The organism is Paenibacillus nasutitermitis (assembly GCF_014641075.1).
GTDB classification, from domain to species: domain Bacteria; phylum Bacillota; class Bacilli; order Paenibacillales; family Paenibacillaceae; genus Paenibacillus_Z; species Paenibacillus_Z nasutitermitis.
Genome location: NZ_BMHP01000001.1, coordinates 127,377 through 139,364 on the forward strand (window position 1 = coordinate 127,377; position 11,988 = coordinate 139,364).

General features: G+C 52.1%; 6 protein-coding genes. 4 read left to right on the plus strand and 2 right to left on the minus strand.

Translation table 11 applies throughout. The features are described 5' to 3' along the window. Positions 1–16: 16 nt before the first annotated feature. The 3 genes from IEY46_RS00565 to IEY46_RS00575 all read left to right on the plus strand — a co-directional run bounded on the left by IEY46_RS00565 (position 17) and on the right by IEY46_RS00575 (position 5,378). Positions 17–1,720 (plus strand): response regulator transcription factor, encoded by a 1,704-nt coding sequence (locus IEY46_RS00565; RefSeq protein ID WP_188988126.1) that lies wholly within the window; start codon positions 17–19, stop codon positions 1,718–1,720. 55 nt (positions 1,721–1,775) lie between these two features. Beyond that, positions 1,776–3,065, plus strand: coding sequence for an ABC transporter substrate-binding protein (locus IEY46_RS00570; RefSeq protein ID WP_188988128.1), 1,290 nt, complete (start codon positions 1,776–1,778; stop codon positions 3,063–3,065). Between the two features lie 117 nt (positions 3,066–3,182). Next, positions 3,183–5,378: a glycoside hydrolase family 88/105 protein gene (locus IEY46_RS00575; protein WP_188988130.1), complete on the plus strand. Its 2,196-nt coding sequence runs from the start codon at positions 3,183–3,185 to the stop codon at positions 5,376–5,378. Positions 5,379–5,519: 141 nt separating this feature from the next. On the opposite strand, the gene IEY46_RS00580 is transcribed toward IEY46_RS00575, so the two are convergent. After that, positions 5,520–6,947 (minus strand): extracellular solute-binding protein, encoded by a 1,428-nt coding sequence (locus IEY46_RS00580; RefSeq protein ID WP_188988132.1) that lies wholly within the window; start codon positions 6,945–6,947, stop codon positions 5,520–5,522. A gap of 261 nt (positions 6,948–7,208) precedes the next feature. Between IEY46_RS00580 and IEY46_RS00585 the strand changes: the two genes are divergently transcribed. Continuing rightward, positions 7,209–9,695 carry a carbohydrate binding domain-containing protein gene (locus IEY46_RS00585; protein WP_229750187.1) on the plus strand — a complete coding sequence of 829 codons (2,487 nt, stop codon included), beginning with the start codon at positions 7,209–7,211 and terminating at the stop codon, positions 9,693–9,695. A gap of 139 nt (positions 9,696–9,834) precedes the next feature. Here IEY46_RS00585 and IEY46_RS00590 read toward each other — a convergent pair whose 3' ends face one another. Further along, positions 9,835–11,907, minus strand: a complete 2,073-nt coding sequence (locus IEY46_RS00590; RefSeq protein WP_188988136.1) for a hypothetical protein — start codon at positions 11,905–11,907, stop codon at positions 9,835–9,837. Positions 11,908–11,988: the final 81 nt, after the last annotated feature.

Here is an 11,988-nt window from a genome sequence, read left to right on the forward strand (position 1 = left end):
CTAAGGAGGAACGGATATGTGGAGAGCGGTCATTATTGAAGACGAACGGAAAATCATACAAATCATGCGGGGCATTGCCATATGGGAAGAGCTTGGCATAGAGGTGGTTGGCGACGCCCAGGACGGCCAAACAGGCTTGGAACTCATTATGGCCGAGCAGCCGGATATCGTAATCACCGATATTTACATGCCGGTCATGAACGGGCTAGCCATGATCGAGCAGTTGCGCGAGCGGCAATTCGCAGGGAAAATTATCGTGCTGTCGGGCTATTCGGAGTTTGAATATGCCAGGCAGGCGCTGCGCCTTCAGGTTGATGATTATTTAAACAAGCCGATATCATTAACGACAATGAAGGAGGTATTGTCGAAATCAATCGCTGAGCTGGAGACGGTCATGAATGAACAGCAGCAGAATGAGCGATTGAAGGAGAAGCTGATGGTTTATGAGCCCTATGTGCAAAGAAAGTGGATGAATTACGTCGTTACCGGTGCCCGTGACACCGGATTTGGCGATATCGAAGAGGTGAATCGGAAATTCAGTGCTTGGGATTACAAGGGGCATCTCGTTATCGTCATTGAAATGGTGCGAACGGAGAGAATCAGCAAACTCTCGATCGTCGACCATAATTTGTTTTACTTTGCGCTGAGCAACATCATCGAGGAGATCGCAGCCGAAGGGTGGCCGGAATCGGAGCTTGTCGAGCTTTACAGCCACCACTGCGCGCTGCTTCTTCATGTTAGCGGGGAAGGGGATGGAACAGAAGCGGAAGCCAGGGTGATTAAGCTTACGGAACGCATCGCCCATGCGGTCTATTCCTTCTTGAAGATCGAAATCGTGGCGGGAATCGGCGGTATGAAGCGCCAGTGGCGCGAGATCGCCGCTTCGACGGAGGAAGGCTTCAATGCGATCTATTTCAAAAACAACCGATTGAGCAAGGAACATAAAATATTTGCGCTGCCGGACTCGCTCGATAAGGAGCAATACCAACTTTATCAGGAGTTAAAGCAGGGCTTTTATCCATTCAAAATGTACCAGGAGCTGTCGGAGGCGGTCGTGCATGCGCAAATCGATCAAGCAATCGCCATTATACAGCAGTTCATCATTCAGCAGGACGGCATAAACAAAATACCGATCGCGTATATCCGCCACTTTTGCTCGGAGCTATGGGGGCTTATCGCCAATGCTTTATCACAAGCAGGTATCGACCATAAGCAGCTTCAAACCAACGATGAGATTTATGCCGCTATCGAAGCCTTGACCACGGCCAAGGAGATGGAGATGTGGCTCATCGGCAAGCTGCAGCAGATAGGCGAGCAGTTCCATGCCAACGCCAATGTGAAGCATCTTCAGGCTGTCGAATTTATCATTCAATACGTGCATGAGCATTATCAAAAGGAGCTGACACTAACCGGAATTGCGGACGAGATCGGCATTTCGCGCAGCTATTTAAGTCATATTTTCAAAAAATCGACGGACGAAACCTTTAATACTTATTTAACGAAAGTTCGGATGGAGAAAGCGAAGGCGCTCATCATGGAAGGCAAACATCTGATCTATGAAGTCGCAGATATGGTTGGTTACAAAAACGTGCCTTATTTCAGCACATTATTTAAAAAATATACGGGAATGAACCCGACACAGCTTTTTGAAACATACAATTCTGCTTTATCGTCAAATATTGAAAATAATCGGACATCCCCCACATATCCAGCGAATTAACGCTATGTTACCATTCGAGAGTATCAACCTAAACATCCAAGGAGGGGCTTGAAAGATGAAGACCAAAAGGTGGCTGACTGTCATTTTGGCAGCAGCTTTGACGGTTTCGCTGGCGGCTTGCGGAAAAAATGAAAATGCAGCCGGGGAAGCAGGAGACGCGGGAAACAAGCAGGACATTAAGTTAAGAGTCATGTGGTGGGGATCGCAAACAAGGCATGACGCAACGCTGAAAGCGATCAAACTGTACGAGGAGCAAAACCCGAACGTGAAGATCGTATCGGAGTACTCGGGCTGGGATGGCTATTGGGACAAGCTCGCAACGCTGTCTGCAGCACGGAATATGCCGGATATTTTCCAAATGGACGCCTCCTATCTAGGAGACTACGCCACACGCAGTCAATTGCTCGATTGGAGCGGTGCGGATGTGTCGAAGCTCGACGCCAATCTATTGGAGACGGGAACCGTAGAGGGCAAGCAAGTAGCACTTCCAGCAGGGAGAAACAGTTATGGCATCGTATACAATAAGGCGCTCTTCGCGCAATATGGTATCGAGGAGCCAAAGGAAGGCTGGAGCTGGGATGATTTTTTTGAAATGGCCCGCAATGCGCGCGCTAAATTGCCAGACGGTATGTATCTCTCGAGAGACTTCTCAGCAGGCGAGTTAGAATACCGGGCTTATCAGCATGCAAAAGGGAAGGGCCCCTTCTACATCGACAACAAATTGAATTTGGATAAGGACACATGGTTGGAATGGTCCGCCATCTGGAGCGAGTTTCGCAAAGACGGCATCGTAGCTCCCGCAGAGCAAACAATTTCGGACGTCGAACTTGACACGCAGTTCGATTCCCTCGCGAAAGGCACGGTATTGATGAAAGGCACGCATTCCTCTCAGATCGCCGCCTATGACAGCTTATTGCCAGGCAAGCTCGGCGTGGCCGCATTTCCTTCAGACGCGGAAGCCGGAGGCTGGCTGAAGCCAACGTTCTACTGGTCAATAGCTGCAGGAACGAAGCAGGCCGAGGAAGCGAAAAAGTTTGTCCTATGGCTGCTGAACGACCCCGAAGCCGGCAAAATTTTGAAAACAGAGCGGGGCACGCCGGTATCCGATGAAGTGATGGCTGCGATCGAGGCGGACTTGACCGATGTCGATAAGCTGGGGCAGCAGATGCTGGAGAAGATCGCGAAGAACGCCCAGCCGTTTACGGCGCAGCCGCCGGGCTACAATGATTTTGGCCGGGACATGAACAATACGATTCAAAGCGTAATCTTCAACAAAACGACGCCGGAAAAGGCGTACGAGACGATTCAGAAGCTTGCGGCCGATACGGAAGCCAGCTTGAAGTAGAAAGGGAGTCTTTTGAAGTGAAGCTACCTCAATAACTGGCTTTCGAGGCCGAAGATTCCATCCTTACAGGGAGGGAGTGATTTTTGTTCAGGCAGCAGGGAGAGGGAGTAGAGCGCAATGACTAAATTAGAGGTACAAGACAGTATTTATGGGAAAACGGGACCGGATATCAATGCTGCGCTGCAGGGCTTGTCCAATCGTTACGTTGCAGAGCATCCGGCACAGCCTTACGTATACCGCGCTTTTAACCGCGAGGGCATTCAGCGTGCGAAGGATTTTAGATATAGGTTCAACCTGGATGAGCGGTTCCCCGAAGCGCTGCCTGGACAGCATAGCTACGCGTGGGGAAAGGTATGGAGCGACGTTTCGGATACGGAGCTGCAATGCTCGGTGACCGCCTATTGCCCTCTAGAGATTTTCGTAAACGGCAGAAGCGTCTATCGCTCCTTACCGCATGAAGAGAACGAGAGGCAAACAAAAGGATGCGGCGCCGTGCTTGGCAAAGGCTGGAACGATGTGGTGTTAAAATTCACAAAAACGCGCGCGGGTTTTGGCGGCGCGTTCGGTACGTCGAATACGAAGTGGGTTATATACCATTCGGTCATTGCTTCAAAAGAGCGTGAAGGCCAGGAAGGCTGGCTATTCAGCGAGCCGCTTCAACAGACCTTGCCAGTGGAGCAGCTGCCGAGGACCGGCCAATCCGAGCTTGGAACTACACTGAATTGGTATCCGCGGCTTGGTTGGCAGACAGAGGAGCTGGTCGCTTCTCCGTTATTTCGCTTGTTCGGCACAGGAGCGGGGCGGACGGGCTTCGCCTGGACGCGGCTGCATCACCCGGCAGTTGGCGGCGATTGCCGCATTAAGGGCATCGCCGCAAGCGCTATGACGGTGTTTATCGACGGCCAGCAGGTTTACCATGCCGATCAGCCTGGCGAATTTGATGTGCCTATTGAATTGTCTTTCGGAGAGCATAACCTCATCATCAGGCAAACGGCAGTGAACGAATGGGGAATCGATGCAGCGATTTGGAGCGGAGGCCGAATATTGCCGTTCTCATGCCCCATAGAGGTACAAGGTGGACGCGGCAATTGGTTGTATTTGGGGCCATTCGCGGATAACCACATTCCCGAGGTCAGGCTGCTTAATAAGCTATTTCGTGTTTTTGAAGATGGCGAGCAGGGAACCTATTGGAGAATGGACGCTCCCGGCACATGGATTCGACCTTATATGGAAGCGCCTCTGTTCGGAAAATGGAACTATCCTTTGGGTGTTACGCTGTATGGACTGTTGGAGGCTGGAAGAAAGCTTAAGCGGAATGAGCTGATTCGCTACGTTTCTGATCATGTTGGCCAAAGCACATCGTGGTACGCTTATATGAAATGGGATCAAAAGCAATACGGCGCGGCGGGCATATTGCACCCTATTGCCCACATCGACAGCCTTGACGATTGCGGCTCCTTTGGCTCCATCATGCTTGAGGCGCTTAAGGAAAATGAGGAGCTGTCGGGAGCGGAAAGGCTTGCCCATGAAATTGGACGCTATATGGCGCAAGTACAAGAGAGATTGCCTGACGGTGCCTTCTATCGCGAGCATCCTCATGGCGCGAATACGATGTGGGCGGATGACTTGTATATGGCCGTGCCTTTTCTATGCCGATATTATCAGCTCACGGGAGACGAGTCTTATGCAACCGAAGCGGCAAAACAGTTCTTATTGTACAAGAAATACTTGTTTATGCCGGAGAGCGGCATGATGTCCCATGTATTTGATTTTAAGCAGCGTATGGCAACCGGAGTGCCATGGGGACGCGGGAATGGCTGGGTGCTTTTCTCACTGTCGGAGTTGCTTACCGTTCTGCCGGAGGAACATTTTTTACGGGGTGAGCTGCTCGGCATGTTTCAATGTTTAAGTGCCAGCTACCTTGCCTATCAGAGCGAAGAGGGATTATGGCGCCAGGTCATTGATGAGACGGATGCTTACTTGGAGACATCCTGCACGGCTATGTTTATCTATGCCTATTGTAGGGGCGTACGCAACGGTTGGCTGCCGGAAGTTTCCGCCTTCGTGGAAAGCGCGCACCACGCTTGGGAAGGCTTGACGCGTCATAGCATAGACGCAAAAGGGAATTTATACGGCGTATGCCGAGGCTCGGGCTACTCGTTCTCCAGTCATTATTATAAGTACGACCTGCACACACAACTGAATGACACGCATGGCATCGGCATCGTGCTGCTCGCAGGAGTTGAGATGCTTCGACTGAGGGAGTGGCTGCAAGTAAAAGAAAATGATGATCTGATCCAAACGTCAGATTGATGATTTTTGCTTTGTACCTGAATCCGTGACGCTTTATCGGTTCTGCGTGGCCAGGACATAGTAACGGAAAGAAGAGATCGAAACCAAGAAACCACGGCTACCGGATGCGGAAGCCGTGGTTTCTTGTATGCAGTAACGTCTTCATCCCATCTGATTTGACGAGGCTGCAAGGGATTGCTCATAAACGGGCTTGAGCAGCTTTTCTTGGACGCGTCGGCATGTATCGGAGGCAGTGTCGAGCTTCATCCAAACGTACAGCATCTCCAGCCCGATTTCCGATAGCAGCCGGTAGCCTACGCCCAAGTCTTTGAGCGGCACCGCTAAGGGAAGCAAATCTATAAACGAATGATAATGCTTCGGATGGATGGACGGGTTTACGATGCTCCGGTTTTCGGCGACGCTCCGGTTGGCTGGTATGGAACAGGCGTTCATCTTCAGATAGCTTTGTGATGATTCCGAAGCCATATGCCTGGCGAATTCAAGCGCCGTCTTGCGATGCTCGCTTCGTTCAGGAACCGCGATTCCGCTTCCGATCAGCAGCGTGGACTTCTGTTTGTCGCTCGGCATGAAGGGAAGCACGTCCCACTTGAAGGGGAGCGAATGCAGCTCGTTCATGAAAAAATAGCTCGACAGCAGCAGCGCGACTTTGCTGTTCTCGAACAAGAACCGGTCGGCTCTGAAGTCTCCCTGCATGTAGGGGGAAATCAAATTGCTGTCGATGAGGGATTCGAAAAATTGGATCGCTTCCACCGTGGCGGGTTCGGCGAAGGCTGGCCGGCCGTTTTCCCCGAAAAAGCTCCCGCCGTTCTGATGCATAAACATAAGCCAACGGCGAGGAGACGCGGTAAAAGCGAGTCCGTACTGCTGCTTGATCCCGTCGGCATCGGATTTCGTCAATTTCTTGGAAAGCTGCAGCAGGTCGTCCCAGCTGTCCAGCTTCAAATTTTCCGAATCCGGAACGATTGACGAATTGCAGCAATAGACAATAGGCGAGAACACGATCGGAACTGCTTTTAGCTCTCCCTTGACGCTAAACATATGCTGCAGCTTCGGGTATATTTCATTAGCCGATGACGCTCGGCACAGAAGATCCGTCTTGCCCGTATCCTCCAAATAGTTGAAATGGTCATCCGATAATAGGACGAGATCGGCTTGTTCGCCCTCCTCGAGCTTATCCAGAATTTGTTCTATATAGCTAGCATTCGGCAGCGGGACCAGGTCGATCTCGACATCAGGATGGCTGTCTTGAAACGTTTGGATCATGTGGCGATACACGGGAAGCTCGTAGCATACATCATAACAATAAAACTTGAGGCTTCTCCGTTCGGCTGCGATTTCCCGCACGCGGTTTCCGATGCAGGGAATTTTTTCGATCAGGCCTTCGCGTTCCAAATCCGCGAGCACTTTTCGCAAAGTGGTTTTACTTAAATGATATTTCTTGGCCAAGTGCGCTTCGGAAACGAGATACTCACCCGGTCGAATGGAACCGCTGCGAATTTGTTCCCGAAGTTCCTGAAGAACGGTATCGAGTTTGTCTTTACTGGAAACTCGTTTATTTATAGCGAACACCCCCGGACCATAATGGAACTTTATACATCATATCACGGCGTTTACGCCATGAAAACAGAGCAGGGGCTATCGCACAGGAGGCATTGCCGGGGATCGCCTCTGAAATGGGATTGACGGCGTCAAACAGAGTTGGTATCATCTTAACGATACCAGTACAGTACCAGGATCATCAACAAGAGTATCGCTTTTCCTTACTTCTTCGTTCTACTACAAATGTAAGCACTTAATGGATTGAATCCAAGGAGGCGTTTCTCGTTGAATGTGAGTACAAGAAAAGGATTGTCTTTGCTGCTGTCGTTAGTAGTGTGTATGGCCGGAATGTATCTGATTACGCCGGTCCAAGCGGCAGACTTGTTGATCTCCAATCATAGCTTCGAGAACGATTTGACGGGTTGGACCCAAACGTTCGGGGCGGGTAATTCGAACGGCACGTTCAGCGCGGTAACGGAGCAGGCGGACGACGGAACCAAGAGCCTAAAGCTGACGGACAGCGATCCGGCGGGAGCCTTCGGCTTGGAGAGCGCCAAGCTGACGGCGGCAGCGGGAACAATGTATGTCGCCTATTCCAGAGTGTTTGTGACGAGCGGCTATGCGGATTTGTATATCCGGTTCTACAACAGCTCGAACGCGTATATCAGCGGCGCGTTTACTTCGATTTCCACCCCGTCCGGCGAATGGACGAATATTCAAGTCAAAATGACCGCTCCTGCCAACACGGCTAAAGTGGCTGTACTGCTCTACTCGAACAAGGAAAGCGTAGGGACGGCGTATTGGGATAATGTTCTTATCTCCAAAGAATTCACCAGCCTTGGCGTTCAAGTGTACGACGCTTCCCCAAACGGGACGACCTTCGGGATCGGACCGAATGCGCATAAAGCATACGGCGTCGTGACCGGCTCCGGTGCCCATTTACCGAAGATGGAAGTCATCGATACGAATACGGAATCGGTTACGTCGGTCATCACATTTCCCGCCGGGACAACCGACCCGACCGGTGTCTGGGCGGCTGCCACCTCGACGGACGAATCAATCTATTTCGGAGCTTATTCCAACGGCAGACTTTATAAACATACAGCCGGTACTACGACGATTTCCGACCTGGGGCAGGCATCCTCAGGAGAAACGATCATTTATGATCTGAAAGCGGGAACGAACGGCAAAATTTACGGCGGGACATACGACAGCGCGGTGTTTTTCAAATATACGCCGACAGCCGGATTTGCCCAAATCGGCTCGAAGCCGTTTGCCCCTGGCAAAAACTACATAAGAGCGCTGGCTTACGACGCGACTCATGATGTCACCTATTTGGGCATCGGAGCAAACGCCTCCGTACTCCGGTTCGATAATGTCACCGGCGAGACGACCGACATTTTGCCGTCCGCCTATGCCGGAATCTCCCTTCCGGGAACGATCGATTATACGGGCGAACGGGTATTTGTCGGTATCGGGGGAACGATGGTCGTGCTGAACGTTACGGAAAATGCCAACGGCTCCTTCCAATCCGTGGCGACAGATGCCGCCGTGGGCGCGACCTCCCATGCATCACCCGAGCATAACGGCAAAGTGTACTTCACCAATTTGGGCAAATTGTATGCGTACGACATCATTTCGAAAACGGCCTCGAATCTAGGTTTCGATGTCGGGGGAAGAGTCAAGCGCTTCGAGTGGGTTACGCTGACCGATCAAACGAGCTTTCCCGGCAAGACGCTCGTAGGAATATGCGCCATTAACAATCAAACCTATATCCTGAAATATAATCCGCAAAATGGTATGTTCCGGCTGGCTCAAGTCGGCGGCGCGGCCAAAATTCCGGGAGACTTGAACATGATCTCGACCGGACCGGAGGGGAGTATTTATACCAGCGCGTATTTGACCGGCGGAATCGGCATATACAAACCGATTCGAGGGGACGGGAACGATGCTTTGGAAGAAGTGATGCATTCTCCGATCACCCAAGTCGACAAAATGGGCGCATACGACGGGAAAATGTACTTTGCCGCTTATCCGGGCGGGAATTTGTACGAATACAATCCTTCCCTGCCGTGGGTGGAAAACGTGAATCCGAGACTGCTCGTAAGTACGTCGACCCAAGGTCAGGATCGACCCAAAGCGCTTGCGTTCGGAGAAGGCAAAGTGTTCATGGGGACGGCGGCAAAAACGGGGGCCATGGACGGAGCCTTGACCGTCTACAATTTGACGACCGGAGCGTCCACGGTTCATACGGGTATCGTGAACGACCAGAGTGTGATCGCATTAGCTTATTATAATGGGAAGGTATATGGAGGTACGACCGTACGAGGAGGCTACTCGACGACACCGACGACGACCTCCGCCGAGTTTTTCATCTACGATCCGGCTACCGGAACGAATACGAAGCTTCCTATGCCGGTTACCGGAATCAAGGCTATCACCGAATTGATTGTGGTCGATAATAAGATTTGGGGATTCGCGGACGGTTACCTGCTCGTATTCAACCCGGCCAACAATACATTCGAATACTTTCAGCAAAAATATACGGATGTATTCTATCCGAGCGGCACTTACCGGGATGCCGATCTGGTCACTGTGGCCAAGGACCCGAATTATGTGTACGGCACGATCAAGAACACTTATCTGTTCAAAATCAATAAGTCGACCAAAGTGGTTACCAACATCGTCACGACAGGCGCGGATATGTTGACGGGCGATTCTTTCGGCAATCTGTACTATAAGAAAAATGATTCGGAATTGTGGCGGTATTCTTATTGATAGGGCAGAAAAATCGGTTCAACTTGTATAATCAATTGAGCGCATCGCTAGCAGCGATGCGCTCTTCCAAATGGGTTATGGATTTTTTGATAAGCTGGCAGCAATCAAACGAGTATTCGACCGCTCCGACTCCGATACTCTACCAGGAATCGCCGGATTGCTTGATGACGACGTTGTCGAAATAGGCTTTGCCCCCGCTGGTCGTGTAGCTGTTATGTCCCAGGTAGACGCGGATTTCGTCCGTCGAACTGGCAGGGGAAGAGAAGGTGAACGTATGCGTCTGCCAGGCGGTGTTCGTGAAATTATAGGCGGCTATCGTCGAGCCTGTTGTCTCGTTGATTACCCATACTTTTCCTCCCGCCGCCGAGCCGTCGGTTTTCGCGTCGAAAGTGACGACATAGTCGGTCGATGCCTTGTACTGCTTCCATTCCTGGTAAGCCTTCTGCCAAGAGGTGCCGTTCGATACGATCGTCAGCCCGTAGCTGCCGGAAGCTTTGTTGGCGGCATCCAAATAAGCGGTGGCGGCCGTCGACTGGAAACGGGTCCACCTGGCCGGGAGCATGGCGTCTCCGCCCGACTTCAGCTCGAAGCCTTGGTTGACCAGCTTCACCGGATCCCATTTCATGATCAGGCTTAATACCTGCGCTTCAATAAACCGCGAGGGCGGACTCGATCCGTACTGCCCGGCGCCGATCATCCATGCTGTCGGATCGAACTGGGCAAGCTTCAGCCAGCCGCTCATATCCTTCGTATACAAATAGTCCGAGGCGAGGGTGCCTTGCGTTCCGTCGACGTAATTGTGCAGCTTGGGCGAAGAGAGCGAACCGTTCCAAACCTTCGTCGTCAGCGTGGCGGAAAATTTGCCGAGATCCGTGCCGTCGAATATTTGCTCTTTGTTGAACAATTCGATTACGGGGGTCAGGTCGACATTGGCATGGGACGTATCTTCCGTGCGGGTCGTATATCCGGCGTAACCCCAATCGTATGCGGTGCCAACCGTCGTCAGGCTGTTCTTGAAATATTGCCCCATTTTGTTCGCCTTGTCCAAATAGGCGGCGCTGCCGTTTACATCGTGCATAATGGCCAAAAGCTCGGCGAAGGCGAGAAACTGGTTGTACGGCAGCGGATCGAGCGCGGTCGCCGTTGCAAATGAATCGACGTTGGGCGGTTCCTTGTAATAGCCTGCCGAGGCGGAGCCGGCGACCCACGTATTGCCGATGTAGCTGCTGCCCTCCCAGCGCGGCACGATTTCATTCTCGATAAACTGGCGGTAGGCCGCCGCTTTCGTCGCATAAGCGGAAAGAGCGGTTGGATCGCGGTCCACGTGACGGATAAAATCGGCGATCGGCACGCCGATCATCCCGTCATGAACGATATATGGAAACCAGCCGTTAACCGCGACGTCATCGAAGTAGGCAATGCCGTCCGTGGCCGCGTAGTCCGCGTGGGCAAGCCACAGTTCGAGGTTGTGGCCGGATACCGCAGGAGCGTTGAAGTCCATCGTAATGTTTTGCCAGGACGTATTATCGAATATGACGCTGGCCAGTACTGTATTGGCCGTCCGGTCGTGGACGTACACGCGGCCTTTGGCGGCGGAGCCGTTCGTTTTGCCGTAAAACGATACCCGGTACTTCGTCTTCGGCTCGTAGGAAATCGGCTGGTACAGCTTCTGCCAGGAAGTGCCGTTCGTTTTGAGGACCATACCCCAAGTATCCGAAGCGACGGTATTGTACGCCCCCGGGCTGTTGGAACGGTAAGCGGTCGTAGAGGTCGACTGAAAGCGGGTCCATCCGCCCGGGAGCGTGGCATCCCCAGCCGCACCGGCGGCGAAGGTGCCGTTCGTCGTCAAGTTCGGCGAGTATCGGTAGGTGCTCCAGCCCGAATAACCGTCGCCGTCCGAATCGTCGGCATTGCCAAGTACGGTGTCCGCATGTAATGTGAATTTGTCGAGCCAATCGGTGTTTTTGGTCATGTCGTACAGGTTGATATAGCTGCGAAGCATGTAGCTTTCCTGCCAGCCGAGCAAGGCGGAATCGGACGAGGCGTAGTAGTTTCCGCCTTGCGAGCTTTCATAGGCGACGTAGTCGTCGTACCAATCGTTTCCGGATGCGAAGACGGCGGGGACAGTCCCGAACAGCAGAATGAGAGCGAGCAGAGCGCACATTCCCGTGCGTTGGACATGGTTCAGGTTTCGTTGATCAAACGGTCTCATCGAACAATCAGCTCCTTTGGACGATTCGAATTCCAATCCTACAGTATTGCCGATTCGTGTGATGAAGCAGAGCTTGGCGGC

Coding starts and splice junctions, on each gene's coding strand:
- IEY46_RS00565 (WP_188988126.1), top strand. CDS start 17: ATGTGGAGAGCGGTCATTATTGAAGACGAACGGAAAATCATACAAATC.
- IEY46_RS00570 (WP_188988128.1), top strand. CDS start 1,776: ATGAAGACCAAAAGGTGGCTGACTGTCATTTTGGCAGCAGCTTTGACG.
- IEY46_RS00575 (WP_188988130.1), top strand. CDS start 3,183: ATGACTAAATTAGAGGTACAAGACAGTATTTATGGGAAAACGGGACCG.
- IEY46_RS00590 (WP_188988136.1), bottom strand. CDS start 11,907: ATGAGACCGTTTGATCAACGAAACCTGAACCATGTCCAACGCACGGGA.